This is a genomic window from Protaetiibacter intestinalis (genome assembly GCF_003627075.1).
In the GTDB taxonomy this organism is placed as follows: Bacteria; Actinomycetota; Actinomycetes; order Actinomycetales; family Microbacteriaceae; genus Homoserinibacter; species Homoserinibacter intestinalis.
Genome location: NZ_CP032630.1, coordinates 2,925,592 through 2,939,366, shown reverse-complemented (window position 1 = coordinate 2,939,366; position 13,775 = coordinate 2,925,592). Strand labels below are relative to the sequence as shown.

Genomic DNA, 13,775 nt, shown 5'->3' with positions numbered 1-13,775 from the left:
GGAGCCTACGCCGCACCCCGGATACCGCACCCGGTTAGGCTGGCGGCATGACCCGGGCCCCGCACGACCCGCGTGCCCGGCGCGCGCACGGCCCCGGGGATGCCTGGGTCGACGGTCCGCAGGGCCGGTACTGGGGGCGCTTCGGTGCCGCCGGGCTGCTGCTCGCGCACCCGGAGGCCGGTGTGCTGCTGCAGCTGCGCGCCGAGTGGAGCCACCTGGGCGGCACCTGGGGCATCCCGGGCGGCGCCCGTCACGACGAGCACGAGTCCGCCGTCGCGGGGGCGCTGCGCGAGGCGGACGAGGAGGCGGGCGTGCCGAGCGAGCTCGTGGCGGTGCTCGGCGAGTCGGTGTGGGATCTCGGCTACTGGTCGTACACGACCGTCTACGGCCGCGCGCTCGAGTTCTTCGAGCCGGTCATCGGCGACGCGGAGAGCGTGTCGCTGCGCTGGGTGGCGTTCGACGAGGTCGAGCGGCTGCCCCTGCATCCCGGTCTCGAGGCGGGCTGGCCCGCCGGCCGCACCGCCCTCGCCGAGCTCGACCCCGAGCTCGCGGCCGCGATCAGGCGCTGACGAGCGCGTCGCCCGACTCGGCGGCGAGCGAGCTCTTCCAGGCGACGAGGCCCCGCACCGTGTCGTCCGGGTCCTCCGCGAGCTCGGCCATGACATCCGCGGGCACGAAGTAGTTCACCGCGACCCAGCCGCGCACGGTCGCCGAGTCGTCGTGCGCCAGCTCGCGCAGCACGTCGCACGGCGCGGCGTTGTTGCGGGCGACGCACGCGCGCACCCCCTCGTCGGAGTCGTGCGACAGCGCCTCGAAGACCTCGACGGGCGTGTGGTACGAACTCGCCGCCGACTCGCGGATCTTGGGGTTCGCATCCGCCGCGAGCAGCCGCAGTCGCCGGACCTTCGACTCCGTCATCTCGGGCGCCGGATGCCGGGCCGCGATCTCCTCGGCCGTCACCATGCTGGGCGCGAGGGCCTTCAGCTGCGCGCGCTGGGCGGGGGTGTTGAAGCGGATGCACGACATGTCCCCACGCTAACGCCGATGCCGGGTGCGGCCACCGTCCGAGACGGCGAGTCCGCACCCGGCATCGGCCGAGCCGCTCGGTTACACGCGGCGTCCGCTGATGAAGCGCAGCAGGAACACGATTGCCGCGATGACCAGCAGCACGATCCCCACCCACAGCAGGAAGTTGAGCGACTGGACGAACCCTCCCGTGAACAGGAGCACGATGGCGATGATCGCGATGATGATGCCGAGGATGTTCATGGTGGCGTCTCCTTCTCCGCACCCCGCGTGGGGGAGCGGTTCCCGGTCGTGGCGCCCGCCGGGGTGCCGGGGGCGTCCGTTCGACCGTGGTCAGTCAACCGTCGGCCCGCGAATCGCGAAAACCCCTTGCGCTCAAGTGGTGGGAGCCGCTACGCGCGCCTGACGCGGGAACCACGGCACGATCGGCGAGACCCGCGCCTGGTACTCGGCGTACTCGGGGTACTTGGAGCGCGTGATCGACTCGGTGAAGATCGTCGACCCGACGAACAGCACGGTCAGCAGCGCCGGCCCCACGACCGTCCACAGCACGACGGTGCCCGCGGCCGAGGCGCCGAGCAGGAACAGGATCCACCACTGGCTCTGCTCGAAGAAGAAGTTCGGATGCCGCGAGAAGCGCCAGAGGCCGGTCTGCACGAAGCGGGGCGAGGGCTCGCGGCCCGCCGCCACCTCCGCCTTCTTGACGGCGTGGAAGTCCCACTGCTGCTGGTCGGCGACCGTCTCGCCCGCGAGGGCGGCGAGGAACAGCACGGCGAGCGCGGCGTCGAGCGGCCCGAAGGGCGTCGGGTGCTCGAGAGCCGTGAGCGCGGGCAGCGTGATGAGCACGAGCAGCGTCATCTGGTACAGCACGATGAAGAACAGGTTGAACGCCTGGAACGCGAGGGGAGACATCCGCCCGCGCAGCACGGCCCAGCGGTAGTCCTCGACACCCGAGTAGCCGCCCTTGCGGGCGAAGTTGAAGGTGAGCCGGGCGCCCCACAGCGTCACGAGCACGGCCATCACGACGAGTCGCGCATCCGCGAATCCGGAGAAGCCCGCGAGGATCCACACGTAGACGACCGGCACGACCGACCACAGCCGGTCGACCCACGAGGTGTCGCGCGTGACGAGCGAGGCGATCCAGCAGAACGCGCTCGCCGCGGCGGCGACGAGCACGACGACGTGCAACGGGGTCATGCGGGAATCCTAGGCGTCGCTAGACTCGCCGCGAAGGAGGTCGGATGGGCACGGTGAGCACGCGGGTGGTGACGATCCCCAATGTGCTGAGCGTCGTCCGCCTCGTCCTCATCCCTGTCTTCCTGTGGCTGCTGGGCACCTCCCAGTTCGGCTGGGCGCTGCTCGTCATCGTCGTCTCGAGCCTCACCGACTTCGTCGACGGCTGGATCGCGCGGCGCTTCGACCAGGTGAGCCGCGTCGGGCAGCTGCTCGATCCGGCGGTCGACCGGCTGTTCATCTTCTCGACGCTCATCGGTCTCGCCTGGCAGCACTTCCTGCCGTGGTGGCTCGTGATCGTCATCGTGCTGCGCGATGTGACGCTCGTCGTCATGGGGATCGTGCTCGCGAACTTCGGCTACGGACCGCTGCCGGTGCACCATCTCGGCAAGGTGGCGACCTTCGCGCTGCTGTTCGCGCTGCCCACCCTCGTGCTCGGGCGGGCCTTCCCGGACCTCGCCGCCTACAGCGATCCGGTGGGCTGGGCGCTCGCCCTGTGGGGCGCGTTCCTCTACTGGTGGGCCGGTGTGATCTACCTCGTCGAGACCGCTCGTCTCGTGCGGATTCCACGGGTGGCGGACGCGGCCCCATCGGATACTCTGGGGGACTGAAGGAGGGCGCCATGGTCGACGACGCCACTGACCGACCCGAATCGGTCCCATCCGATGCGGTCAACACCCCTGCCGCGCCGGATCCCGTGTCGAACGATACGACGGCGCACTTCACCGACGACTTCCGCAATCAGCTCGCCGCCATGGAGTCCGTCTCCGGCGAGGAGCAGGAGGCGATCGCGGCGCTGCCGTCGGGGTCGGCCCTGCTGGTCGTGCGTCGCGGGCCGAACGTGGGCGCGCGCTTCCTCCTCGACGCGGATGTGACGGTCGCGGGCCGCCACCCCGACGCCGACATCTTCCTCGACGACGTGACCGTGTCGCGCCGTCACGCCGAGTTCGTCCGCACCGGATCCGCCTTCCAGGTGCGCGACCTCGGCTCGCTCAACGGCACCTATTTCGACGGCGTGCGCATCGACTCGGCTCTGCTGAGCGACGGCGCCGAGGTGCAGGTGGGCAAGTTCCGACTGACGTTCTACGCCTCGCGGGCCGACCGCGGTACGACCGCCTGATGCCGGCGGCAACGGCAGCCCGCGCGGCGGGCGCTTCTCCTCTTCTGAGCATCGGGCAGGTGCTCGCCCGGCTGAACCCGGAGTTCCCGGACCTCACGCCGTCGAAGCTGCGCTTCCTCGAGGAGCGTCAGCTCATCACCCCGAGCCGCACCGAGTCCGGCTATCGCAAGTTCTCGGCCGCCGATGTCGAGCGGCTGCGGCTCGTGCTCTCGATGCAGCGCGACTACTTCCTGCCGCTCAAGGTCATCCGCGGCTACCTCGCCGAGTTGGATGCGGGGCGCGAGCCCGTGCTGCCGGGCGGGGTCACCGTGACCGCGCCGTCGATGCTGCCGAGCGAACGGCGGCTGTCGCGCGAGGAGCTCATCCGCGAGGCGGGCGCGAACGCCATGCTGCTGCAGGATGCGATCTCGGCGTCGCTCATCGTGCCGGCCGACCACTACGGCGAGGACTCGCTCGCCGTGCTCCGGTCGCTCGTCGAGCTGCAGCGTTCGGGCATCGAACCCCGGCACCTGCGGGGATTCCGCGCCGCCGCGGAGCGCGAGCTCGGTCTCATCGAGTCGGCGCTCATCCCGATCGCGCGCCGCAAGGACGCCTCCAGCCGGGCGAAGGCGCAGGAGCTGGCCCGCGAGATCGCGGGGCAGCTCGAGGTCGTGCGCTCGAGCCTCATCCGGTCCGCGCTCGGCCGGCTCTGAGCCGCGGGGCGCACTTTTCGCGCGACACGCCGAGCGCTCGTGCGGATGTGATTGATGGTGCCCTCTCGGGTGGGTACCGTGGACATCAGCAGCGAGCCTGAACCTCAACTTCAACCTGAGGGTTACGGCGCACAGGGAGGACGGTCGACATGAGCGACACCGGCGAGCAGAGCGCCCGCGACGCGGGGCCCCGCTACGACCTCGGACTCCTCTTCACCGACGGGCTGCCCGACCTCGACGACACGACCGGCTACCGCGGCACCGTCGCGGCCCGCGCCGCCGGCATCAGCTACCGCCAGCTCGACTACTGGGCCCGCACCGAGCTCGTCGAGCCCACCATCCGCGGGGCGGCCGGTTCCGGCTCGCAGCGCCTCTACGGCTTCCGCGACATCCTCGTGCTCAAGCTCGTCAAGCGCCTGCTCGACACCGGCATCTCGCTGCAGCAGATCCGCACCGCCATCGGGCAGCTGCGCGAGGCGGGCGTCAACGACCTCGCCCAGACGACCCTCATGTCCGACGGCGCGAGCGTGTACCTGTGCACCTCCGACGACGAGGTCATCGACCTCGTGAGCCGCGGGCAGGGCGTCTTCGGCATCGCCGTCGGCAAGGTGCTGCGCGAGGTCGAGTCGAGCCTCGTCGAGCTGGACTCCACGAGCCCCGACCCCTCCGACGAGCTCGCCGCCCGCCGCGCGAAGCGCGCCGCCAGCTGAGCGGATCCCGCTAGGAGGGTTGCACCTCGGCGAGCTTCGAGGTGCGCAGCACGCGCTCGAGCAGCAGGTCGAAGTTGTGCGCCATCTCCTGGGCGCCCTCGCCCGGCCAGACGTGCAGCGGCTTCGCGGCGCCCTGGGCCTGCTGCAGCGAGGTGCGCTCGGGCAGCTGGGGCGAGAGCACGAGCGGCCCGAACATGTCGCGCAGCTCCTTGATGCGGAACTGGTGCTCGAGCGACTGCACGCGCGCGCGGTTGACGATGATGCCGAGCGGCTGCAGGCGCGGGGAGATGCCGCGGCGGATCTCCTCGATCGCGCGCAGCGCGCGGTCGGCCGCCGCCACCGAGAACAGGCCCGGCTCCGTCACCACGACGACGCGGTCGGAGGCCGCCCACGCCGTGCGGGTGAGCGCGTTGAGCGACGGCGCGCAGTCGATGAGCACGAGCTCGTACTCCTTCTCGAGGTGCGCGAGCGCCTCCTCGAGCTTCCAGATGTCGCGGATCGACGGATGCGGTCCGTCGAAGTTGATCGCGGAGGGCGATCCGATGAGCACGTCGATCTTGCCGGTGCGCCCGCGCGTCCAGCCGGAGGGGGCGATCGCGGCGCGCACGATCTTCTCCTTCGGCGAGGCGAGCACGTCCGCGACGTTGAGATGACCGGCGACGTTGATGTCCATGCCGGTCGACACATCCGATTGCGGGTCGAGGTCGACCACGAGGGTCGAGATCCCGCGCGCGAAGGCCGCGGATGCGAGCCCGAGCGTCACCGTCGTCTTCCCTACGCCCCCCTTGAGGGAGCTGACGCTGAGGACATGCACGAGAAGGCAGCCTACCTTCACTAGTCTGAGAGAAGCCAAACCCCCTCCGAAGGCCCGGCCCGCCGGGAGGAAAGGACCGCATGTTCTCGAAGATCCTCGTGGCCAACCGTGGCGAGATCGCCATCCGCGCCTTCCGCGCGGCGTACGAGCTGGGGGCGCGCACGGTCGCGGTCTACCCCTGGGAGGACCGCAACTCCATGCACCGCCTCAAGGCGGACGAGGCCTACCTGATCGGCGAGGAGGGGCACCCGGTCCGGGCGTACCTCGACGTCGACGAGATCATCCGGGTGGCCAAGGAGTCCGGGGCCGACGCGATCTACCCCGGCTACGGTTTCCTCTCCGAGAACCCCGAGCTCGCGGCCGCGGCGGCCGCCAACGGCATCACCTTCATCGGCCCCGGCGAGCACGTGCTCGAGATGGCGGGCAACAAGGTCACCGCGAAGGAGCACGCCATCGCGGCGGGCGTCCCGGTGCTCATGTCGACCCCGGCCACGACCGACATCGAGGAGCTGCTGCGCGGCGCCGACGAGATCGGCTTCCCCGTCTTCGCGAAGGCGGTCGCGGGCGGCGGCGGTCGCGGGATGCGGCGCGTCGACACGCGCGAGGAGCTGCGTCCCGCGCTCGAGGCGGCGATGCGCGAGGCGGACAGCGCCTTCGGCGACCCGACAATGTTCGTCGAGCAGGCCGTCGTGCGGCCCCGCCACATCGAGGTGCAGATCCTCGCCGACGCGACGGGTGAGACCATCCACCTCTTCGAGCGCGACTGCTCGGTGCAGCGGCGCCACCAGAAGGTCGTCGAGATCGCGCCCGCCCCGAACCTCGACGAGTCGATCCGCCAGGCGATGTACCGGGACGCCATCGCCTTCGCGAAGTCGATCGGCTACGTGAACGCGGGCACCGTCGAGTTCCTGCTCGACACCGCGGGGGAGCGCGCCGGACAGCACGTGTTCATCGAGATGAACCCGCGCATCCAGGTCGAGCACACGGTCACCGAGGAGGTCAGCGACGTCGACCTCGTGCAGGCGCAGATGCGGATCGCCGCGGGGGAGACCCTCGAGGAGCTGGGCCTCCACCAGGAGGAACTGCAGCCGCGCGGCTTCGCCATCCAGTGCCGCATCACGACCGAGGACCCGGCCGCCGGTTTCCGCCCCGACACCGGCAAGATCACCACCTACCGTTCGCCGGGCGGTGCCGGCATCCGCCTCGACGGCGGCACGGTGGCCGCGGGTGCGCAGGTCTCGCCGTACTTCGACTCGATGCTCGTCAAGATGATCTGCCGCGGGCGCGACTTCCCGTCCGCCGTGCGCCGCGCACGTCGTGGCCTCGCCGAGTTCCGGCTGCGGGGCGTGGCGACCAACATCCCGTTCCTGCAGGCGGTGTTCGACGACCCCGACTTCCTTGCGGGCGACGTGTCGACCTCGTTCATCGAGGAGCGCCCGTGGCTCGTGCGCGGGCGCGAGTCGCGCGACCGCGGCACCAAGATCCTCAACTGGCTCGCCGACGTGACCGTCAACCATCCGAACGGCGACGGGGGCGGTGCGATCGACCCCGCCCTCAAGCTGCCGGTCGTCGACCTCACGCAGCCCGCGCCGGCCGGCTCGCGCCAGCGGCTGCTCGAGCTCGGCCCCGCCGGGTTCGCGTCGGCGCTGCGCGCCCAGACCGCGCTCGCCGTCACCGACACGACCTTCCGCGACGCCCACCAGTCGCTGCTCGCCACGCGCGTGCGCACCAAGGACCTCGTCGCCGTCATGCCCTACCTCGCGCGCCTCACCCCGGGCCTGCTCTCGGTCGAGGCGTGGGGTGGCGCCACCTACGACGTCGCGCTGCGCTTCCTCGGCGAGGACCCGTGGGAGCGACTCGGCGCGATGCGCGAGGCGCTGCCGAACATCGCCATCCAGATGCTGCTGCGCGGCCGCAACACGGTGGGCTACACCCCGTACCCGACGCAGGTCACCGAGGCCTTCGTGCAGGAGGCCGCCGCGACGGGCGTCGACGTCTTCCGCATCTTCGACGCGCTCAACGACGTCGACCAGATGCGCCCCGCCATCGACGCGGTGCTCGCGACGAACACGACGGTCGCCGAGGTGGCGCTCTGCTACACGGCCGACCTGCTCGACCCCGCCGAGCAGCTCTACACGCTCGACTACTACCTGCGTCTCGCCGAGCAGATCGTCGACGCGGGCGCCCACATCCTCGCGATCAAGGACATGGCCGGTCTGCTGCGCGCCGGTGCCGCCGAGAAGCTCGTGGCGGCGTTGCGCGAGAACTTCGGCCTGCCCGTGCACGTGCACACGCACGACACGGCGGGCGGCCAGCTCGCGACCCTGCTCGCGGCGAGCCGCGCCGGAGCGGATGCCGTCGACGCGGCCTCGGCGCCGATGGCCGGCACCACCTCCCAGCCGAGCCTCTCGGCCCTCGTCGCCGCGACCGCCCACACCGACCGCGACACGGGCCTCTCGCTCGAGGCTGTGAGCGACCTCGAGCCCTACTGGGAGGCCGTGCGCCGCGCCTACAAGCCCTTCGAGTCGGGCCTGCCCGGCCCGACCGGCCGCGTGTACCACCACGAGATCCCCGGCGGACAGCTCTCGAACCTGCGCCAGCAGGCGATCGCCCTCGGACTCGGCGACCAGTTCGAGAAGGTGGAGGACTGGTACGCGGCGGCCAACCGCATCCTCGGCCGCCCCACCAAGGTCACCCCCTCCTCGAAGGTCGTCGGCGACCTCGCCCTGCAGCTCGCCGCGACGAACGCCGACCCGGCCGACTTCGAGCAGAACCCCGACAAGTACGACATCCCCGACTCCGTCATCGGCTTCATGGCGGGCGAGCTCGGCGACCTGCCGGGCGGCTGGCCGGAGCCGTTCCGCAGCAAGGTGCTGAGCGGTCGCGAGGTGCGCATCGGGGTCGAGGACCTGAGCCCCGAGGATGCGGCGGCCCTCGCGGGCGACTCCCGTACCCGGCGCGCGACGCTCAACCGGCTGCTGTTCCCCGCGCCCACCAAGCAGTTCGAGGAGGTGCGCGAGCAGTACGGCGACCTCTCCAACCTCGACACGGTCGACTACCTCTACGGCCTCAGGCAGGGCGTCGAGCACACCGTGCACATGGGTCCGGGCGTGAGCCTGTTCGTGGGGCTCGAGGCGATCGGCGAGGCCGACGACAAGGGCATGCGCACCGTCATGACGACCCTCAACGGGCAGCTGCGCCCCGTCTTCGTCCGCGACCGCGGCATCTCGGTGAAGACGGCGAGCGCGGAGAAGGCCGAACCCGGCAAGCCCGGGCAGGTCGCGGCACCGTTCTCGGGCGTCGTCACCCTCAAGGTCGCCGAGGGGGATGTCGTGGAGGCGGGTACGCCCGTCGCGACGATCGAGGCGATGAAGATGGAGGCCGCCATCACGACCCCCGTCGCCGGTCGCGTGGTGCGCCTCGCGATCCCCCTCACCCAGCAGGTCGACGCCGGAGACCTGCTGGTCGTGGTCGAGTAAGGTCAGCCCATGGTGCGGAACACGGGGGAGGACCCCGACGACGGAGGTGCCCTCGCGGAGCCCGCCGAGGGCGGCCCGTCCGCATCCGCGCTCCCCGACAGTCTCACCTTCTCGGTCGAGCTGCCCGCGCGCCCGCACGAGACCCCCGAGGACGAGGTGGAGCTCGCCCTCGACCAGGTGGTGGCGACGCCGGGATCCGTGCTGCCGGTGGTCGCCGAGCCGGGGACCGGCACGGTCTCGATCGAGGTGGTCTCCGACATCGTGCACGTCGCCGACGAGGAGACCGTGCCCACCGACGAGGTGCCGATCGTGCCCCTGCCGGGCGACGAGGAGCTCTACAGCCGCCGCGGCCGTGGCCGCGTCGCGACGAGCCCCGAGCCCGCGGCGATGCTCACGGCCGACCGGCTCATCGAGCCGCGGCACACCAAGCACGCCCCCGAGGGCGCCTGGCCGTCGTTCGTCTACGCGAGCACCCTGCACCTCGTGAACCTCGGCGACTCGGCCAAGGTGCGCGAGCGCAAGGCGCTCGACGCCCGCATCGCGAAGCGGCTGGAGGGCGGAACGCGCTTCGTGCCCGTGCTCACCCGCAAGGGCGGCGTCGGCAAGACCACCATCACGACCCTGCTCGGCATGGCGCTCGCCGATGTGCGCGAGGACCGCATCATCGCCGTCGACGCGAACCCCGACCGGGGCACGCTCTCCGAGCGGGTCGCCAAGCAGACCCGCTCGACCGTGCGCGACATCGTCACCCACGCCGCCGCCATCAAGGACTTCAACGAGTTCTCGAGCCACGTCTCGCGCGACGAGACCCGCCTCGACGTGCTCGCCTCCGACACCGACCCGCTGCTGTCCGAGGCCTTCGACGAGAACGACTACAACGTCGTCGCCGACCTCGTCACGCGCTACTACTCCATCTGCCTCACCGACTGCGGCACCGGCATCGTGCACTCCGTGATGCGCGCCACCCTCCAGCGCGCCGACTCGATCGTCGTCGTCTCCGGCGGCAGCGTCGACGAGGCCCGCCTCGCCTCCGAGACCCTCACCTGGCTCGAGGCGAACAACTACGGCCACCTCGTGCGCAACGCGGTCGTCGCCATCAACACCGCCACCCAGGGCACGAACCTCGTCAAGCTCGACGAGATCGACGCGCACTTCTCCTCGCGCGTGCGGGCGGTCGTGCGGATGCCGTACGACCCCGAGCTGGCCGCCGGCTCCGTGGTGCGCTGGAACCTGCTCAAACCCTTCACCCGGGCCTCCGCTCGCGAGCTCGCCGCGATCGTCATGGACGGCCTCCCGACCAGCAGAAACGCATGACCGAACGACAGATCCGCCTCTTCGGCGACCCCGTCCTCCGCTCGAAGACCGACCCCATCGCCGACCCCGGCGACCCGCGCGTGCGCGCCCTCGTCGAGGACCTCGTCGACAGCGTCGCCCTGCCCGGCCGTGCGGGCGTCGCCGCGACCCAGATCGGCGTCGGGCTGCGCGCCTTCAGCGTCAACATCGACGGCGACATCGCCTACGTCCTCAACCCCGTGCTCGAGGTCGCGGGGGAGCCCGAGCTCGTCGACGAGGGCTGCCTCTCGGTGCCCGGCTTCTACTTCCCGCGGCTGCGCCACCCCTGGGCGCGCGTGACGGGCGTCGACGTCGACGGCGACGAGGTCGTCCTGGAGGGCGAGGGCCTGATGGCCCAGGCCCTCCAGCACGAGTGCGACCACCTCGAGGGGAAGCTCTACATCGAGGGGCTCGAGCCCGACACCAAGCGCGAGGCGATGCGCGCCATCCGTCAGGCCGACTGGTTCGCCCGCTGATCAGCCGGTGACCGAGATGCCCTGCGTGGCCGGGGCGCCCGCGTAGAGCGCCTCGATCTGCGGCGCGAAGTCCTTGACGATGACGGCGCGCTTGATCGACATCTTCGGGGTGAGGTGACCGCTCGCCTCGGTGAACTCGATCGGCAGGATCTGGAACTTGCGGATCGACTCCGCGCGCGACACCCGGGCGTTGGCCGCGTCGATCGCCCGCTGCACCTCCGCCTGCACCTTGGGGTTGTTCGCCGCCTCCTCGAGCGACATGTCGCCCGCCTCGCCGTTGTTGTTGAGCCACACCGGGAGCATCTCGGGGTCGAGCGTGATGAGCGCCGAGATGAACGGCTTCTGGTCGCCCACCACGACGACCTGGCCGACGATCGGGTTGGCGCGGATCGGGTCCTCGAGGGCGGCCGGGGCGACGTTCTTGCCGCCCGCCGTCACCAGGATCTCCTTCTTGCGGCCCGTGATCGTCAGGTAGCCGTCCTCGTCGAGGGCGCCGATGTCGCCCGTGTGGAACCAGCCGTCCGAGAAGACCGCAGCGGTCTCCTCGGGCTTGTTCCAGTAGCCGCCGAAGACGTCGACGCCCTTCACGAGCACCTCGCCGTCATCCGCGATCCGGATGCCGACGCCCGGGAGCGCGGGGCCCACCGTGCCGATCTTGAACTTCGAGACGATGTTCACGGTCGCGGGTGCCGTGGTCTCCGTGAGGCCGTAGCCCTCGAGGATCTTCACCCCGAGGCTGCGGAAGAAGTGGCCGAGGCGGAGGCCGAGCGGCGCGGATCCCGAGACGGCGTAGGCGACGTTGCCGCCCATCGCGGCACGCAGCTTCGAGTAGACGAGCTTGTCGAAGATCGCGAACTTGATCTTCAGGCCGAGCGGCACGTGCCCGGCGTCGAGCGCCTTCGAGTGCGCGATCGCGACATCGGCCGCCTGGTGGAAGATCTTGCCCTTGCCGCCCGCCGTCGCCTTCTGCTCCGCCGAGTTGTAGACCTTCTCGAACACGCGCGGCACCGCGAGCAGGAACGTCGGCTTGAAGCTCCCGAGCGCTGGCAGCAGCTGCTTGGTGTCGGCCTGGTGGCCGACCTTGACGCCGGTGTGCACGCTCAGCACCGCGATGAAGCGCGCGAACACGTGCGCCGTCGTGATGAACAGCAGCGTCGAGGCGCCGGGGGCGACGACCTCCGGCATGACCGCGGCCGCGTTGCGCGAGGTCTCGACGAAGTTCGAGTGGGTGAGGATGCAGCCCTTCGGGGTGCCCGTCGAGCCGGAGGTGTAGATGAGGGTCGCGAGGTCGGAGCCCTTCGCCGCGCTGCGACGCTCCTCGACCAGCTCGTCCGAGACCTCGGTGCCGCTTGCGGACAGCTTCTCGAGGTCGCCGAGGCCCAGCTGCCACACCTTCGTGACCTGGGGGAGATCGGCGGCGACCTCGTCGAAGCGGGCGAAGTGCTCGGCGTTCTCGACGATGAGCGCCGTGGCGCCCGAGTCCGAGAGCGTGTAGGCGATCTGCGCGGGGGCGGAGGTCTCGTAGATCGGCACGAGCACCGCGCCGGCGAACCAGGTGGCGAAGTCGACGAGCGTCCACTCGTAGCGGGTGCGGCAGATGAAGCCGATCTTCTCGCCGGGCTGGATGCCGGCGGCGATGAGGCCCTTCGCGAGGGCGACGACCTGGCGGTGGAACTCCGCGGTCGTGATGTCCTCCCAGCCGCCGTCGGCGGTCGGGAGCGAGAACAGCGGGGCATCGGGGCTGATCGCGAGACGGTCGACGAGCAGGTCGGTCGCGTTCGCCTCCGGGTCGGCTGGGACGGCGGCAGGGACGTAGATCTCGTTCACGGCAACTCCTTCGGTACCGGTGCGGGTCGGGTGTGCTTCCACTGTAACCCGGCGTGTCACCCGTTCGCGCCGTCCGAACCCGGCCTCTGGCTAGACTCGTGGCTCGTGCATGCCATCGGAATCGACATCGGCGGGACCAAGATCGCGGGCGGACTCGTCGCCGAAGACGGCACCATCGTGCGCCAGGAGCGCCGCCCGACCCCCGCGGGAGACGGCGCCGCCATCATCCAGGCGGTCGTCGACGTCGTCGAGACGCTGCGCGCGGGGGAGCAGGTCGCGGGCGTAGGGGTCGCCGCCCCCGGCTTCATCGACGCGGCGCAGTCGACCGTCTACTACACCCCCAACATCCCGTGGCGCAGCGAGCCGCTGCGCGCCGACCTCTCGGAGCGGCTGCCCGGGCTCGACATCACGATCGACAACGACGCCAACGCCGCCGGATGGGCGGAGTACCGTTTCGGCGCCGGGCGCGGCTACCGCGACATGACGCTGCTGACGATCGGCACGGGCGTCGGCGGGGCGATCGTCACCGAGGGGCACCTGCTGCGCGGGGGCTTCGGCGCGGCCGCCGAGATCGGCCACATGCGCGTCGTACCGGGCGGGCTGCCGTGCGGCTGCGGGCAGCGCGGCTGCATCGAGCAGTACGGTTCGGGCCGCGCCCTGCTGCGCTTCGCGAACGAGATCGCCGACCAGCGCGGCATCGGCCAGGCGCTCGCCGCCGCGCGCGACGAGCACGGCGAGCTCGACGGCCACCTCGTCTACGAGCTCATCGTCGCCGAGGACCCGGGCGCGCTGTTCGCCCTGCGGGAGCTCGGCGGCTGGCTCGGCCAGGCGGCCGCATCCCTCAGCGCCGTGCTCGACCCCCAGGTGTTCGTCTTCGGCGGCGGGGTCGCGGCGGCCGGGGAGCTGCTGCTCGACCCGATCCGCGAGGCCTACCTCGCCCACCTGCCCGCCCGGGGCTTCCACCCCGAGCCGCACTTCGCCACGGCCGAGCTCGTCAACGACGCCGGCGTCGTGGGTGCGGCCGACATCGCCCGCACCCACGCGGCGGCCTAGACTCTGAGCTCGG

General features: G+C 71.2%; 14 protein-coding genes. 9 read left to right on the top strand and 5 right to left on the bottom strand.

The annotated features are described in order from the left end of the window. The first annotated feature begins 47 nt into the window (after positions 1 to 47). Positions 48 to 569: an NUDIX domain-containing protein gene (locus tag D7I47_RS13850; RefSeq protein ID WP_120763602.1), complete on the top strand. Its 522-nt coding sequence runs from the start codon at positions 48 to 50 to the stop codon at positions 567 to 569. Here D7I47_RS13850 and D7I47_RS13845 read toward each other — a convergent pair. From D7I47_RS13845 to D7I47_RS13840, 3 genes are all read right to left on the bottom strand, one after another. Further along, on the bottom strand, positions 559 to 1,026 hold the full coding sequence (locus D7I47_RS13845; protein ID WP_120763601.1) for a hypothetical protein: 468 nt from the start codon (positions 1,024 to 1,026) through the stop codon (positions 559 to 561). The genes D7I47_RS13850 and D7I47_RS13845 overlap by 11 nt on opposite strands. A gap of 81 nt (positions 1,027 to 1,107) precedes the next feature. Continuing rightward, the gene (locus D7I47_RS14910; RefSeq protein ID WP_170154386.1) at positions 1,108 to 1,269 is read right to left on the bottom strand and encodes a hypothetical protein; all 162 of its coding nucleotides are present in this window, start codon (positions 1,267 to 1,269) and stop codon (positions 1,108 to 1,110) included. A gap of 132 nt (positions 1,270 to 1,401) precedes the next feature. Beyond that, on the bottom strand, positions 1,402 to 2,223 hold the full coding sequence (locus tag D7I47_RS13840; protein WP_120763600.1) for a DUF1295 domain-containing protein: 822 nt from the start codon (positions 2,221 to 2,223) through the stop codon (positions 1,402 to 1,404). A gap of 44 nt (positions 2,224 to 2,267) precedes the next feature. Between D7I47_RS13840 and D7I47_RS13835 the strand changes: the two genes are divergently transcribed. From D7I47_RS13835 to D7I47_RS13820, 4 genes are all read left to right on the top strand, one after another. Next, positions 2,268 to 2,870: a CDP-alcohol phosphatidyltransferase family protein gene (locus D7I47_RS13835; RefSeq protein WP_120763599.1), complete on the top strand. Its 603-nt coding sequence runs from the start codon at positions 2,268 to 2,270 to the stop codon at positions 2,868 to 2,870. A gap of 143 nt (positions 2,871 to 3,013) precedes the next feature. After that, positions 3,014 to 3,379 (top strand): FHA domain-containing protein, encoded by a 366-nt coding sequence (locus D7I47_RS13830; RefSeq protein WP_227000998.1) that lies wholly within the window; start codon positions 3,014 to 3,016, stop codon positions 3,377 to 3,379. Next, positions 3,379 to 4,071 (top strand): transcriptional regulator FtsR, encoded by a 693-nt coding sequence (gene ftsR, locus D7I47_RS13825; RefSeq protein ID WP_120763597.1) that lies wholly within the window; start codon positions 3,379 to 3,381, stop codon positions 4,069 to 4,071. Before D7I47_RS13830 ends, ftsR begins: the two co-directional genes overlap by 1 nt. 149 nt (positions 4,072 to 4,220) lie before the next feature. After that, positions 4,221 to 4,781, top strand: coding sequence for a MerR family transcriptional regulator (locus D7I47_RS13820; RefSeq protein WP_120763596.1), 561 nt, complete (start codon positions 4,221 to 4,223; stop codon positions 4,779 to 4,781). Between the two features lie 10 nt (positions 4,782 to 4,791). On the opposite strand, the gene D7I47_RS13815 is transcribed toward D7I47_RS13820, so the two are convergent. Then, positions 4,792 to 5,595, bottom strand: coding sequence for a ParA family protein (locus D7I47_RS13815; protein ID WP_120763595.1), 804 nt, complete (start codon positions 5,593 to 5,595; stop codon positions 4,792 to 4,794). A gap of 80 nt (positions 5,596 to 5,675) precedes the next feature. Here D7I47_RS13815 and D7I47_RS13810 point away from each other — a divergent pair, with 80 nt between their 5' ends. From D7I47_RS13810 to D7I47_RS13800, 3 genes are read left to right on the top strand one after another with little or no spacing between them, the layout of a single operon-like run. Then, a complete protein-coding gene (locus tag D7I47_RS13810; protein ID WP_120763594.1) occupies positions 5,676 to 9,074 on the top strand; it encodes a pyruvate carboxylase in 3,399 nt (1,132 codons plus the stop codon). Positions 9,075 to 9,083: 9 nt separating this feature from the next. Next, entirely contained in the window at positions 9,084 to 10,388 is a 1,305-nt protein-coding gene (locus D7I47_RS13805) for a MinD/ParA family ATP-binding protein (protein ID WP_120763593.1), read from the top strand. Beyond that, the gene (locus D7I47_RS13800; protein ID WP_120763592.1) at positions 10,385 to 10,882 is read left to right on the top strand and encodes a peptide deformylase; all 498 of its coding nucleotides are present in this window, start codon (positions 10,385 to 10,387) and stop codon (positions 10,880 to 10,882) included. The genes D7I47_RS13805 and D7I47_RS13800 overlap by 4 nt, the downstream gene beginning before the upstream one ends. Here the strand turns inward: D7I47_RS13800 and D7I47_RS13795 are convergent, their stop codons facing one another. Beyond that, positions 10,883 to 12,709, bottom strand: coding sequence for an AMP-dependent synthetase/ligase (locus D7I47_RS13795; RefSeq protein ID WP_120763591.1), 1,827 nt, complete (start codon positions 12,707 to 12,709; stop codon positions 10,883 to 10,885). 105 nt (positions 12,710 to 12,814) lie between these two features. Here D7I47_RS13795 and D7I47_RS13790 point away from each other — a divergent pair, with 105 nt between their 5' ends. Beyond that, positions 12,815 to 13,762, top strand: coding sequence for an ROK family glucokinase (locus tag D7I47_RS13790; protein ID WP_120763590.1), 948 nt, complete (start codon positions 12,815 to 12,817; stop codon positions 13,760 to 13,762). Positions 13,763 to 13,775 lie beyond the last annotated feature (13 nt).

Bases quoted from the DNA above. Each gene is read 5' to 3' on its own strand.
- D7I47_RS13850 (WP_120763602.1), top strand. From the start codon at position 48: ATGACCCGGGCCCCGCACGACCCGCGTGCCCGGCGCGCGCACGGCCCC.
- D7I47_RS13845 (WP_120763601.1), bottom strand. From the start codon at position 1,026: ATGTCGTGCATCCGCTTCAACACCCCCGCCCAGCGCGCGCAGCTGAAG.
- D7I47_RS14910 (WP_170154386.1), bottom strand. From the start codon at position 1,269: ATGAACATCCTCGGCATCATCATCGCGATCATCGCCATCGTGCTCCTG.
- D7I47_RS13840 (WP_120763600.1), bottom strand. From the start codon at position 2,223: ATGACCCCGTTGCACGTCGTCGTGCTCGTCGCCGCCGCGGCGAGCGCG.
- D7I47_RS13835 (WP_120763599.1), top strand. From the start codon at position 2,268: ATGGGCACGGTGAGCACGCGGGTGGTGACGATCCCCAATGTGCTGAGC.
- D7I47_RS13830 (WP_227000998.1), top strand. From the start codon at position 3,014: ATGGAGTCCGTCTCCGGCGAGGAGCAGGAGGCGATCGCGGCGCTGCCG.
- ftsR (WP_120763597.1), top strand. From the start codon at position 3,379: ATGCCGGCGGCAACGGCAGCCCGCGCGGCGGGCGCTTCTCCTCTTCTG.
- D7I47_RS13820 (WP_120763596.1), top strand. From the start codon at position 4,221: ATGAGCGACACCGGCGAGCAGAGCGCCCGCGACGCGGGGCCCCGCTAC.
- D7I47_RS13810 (WP_120763594.1), top strand. From the start codon at position 5,676: ATGTTCTCGAAGATCCTCGTGGCCAACCGTGGCGAGATCGCCATCCGC.
- D7I47_RS13805 (WP_120763593.1), top strand. From the start codon at position 9,084: ATGGTGCGGAACACGGGGGAGGACCCCGACGACGGAGGTGCCCTCGCG.
- D7I47_RS13800 (WP_120763592.1), top strand. From the start codon at position 10,385: ATGACCGAACGACAGATCCGCCTCTTCGGCGACCCCGTCCTCCGCTCG.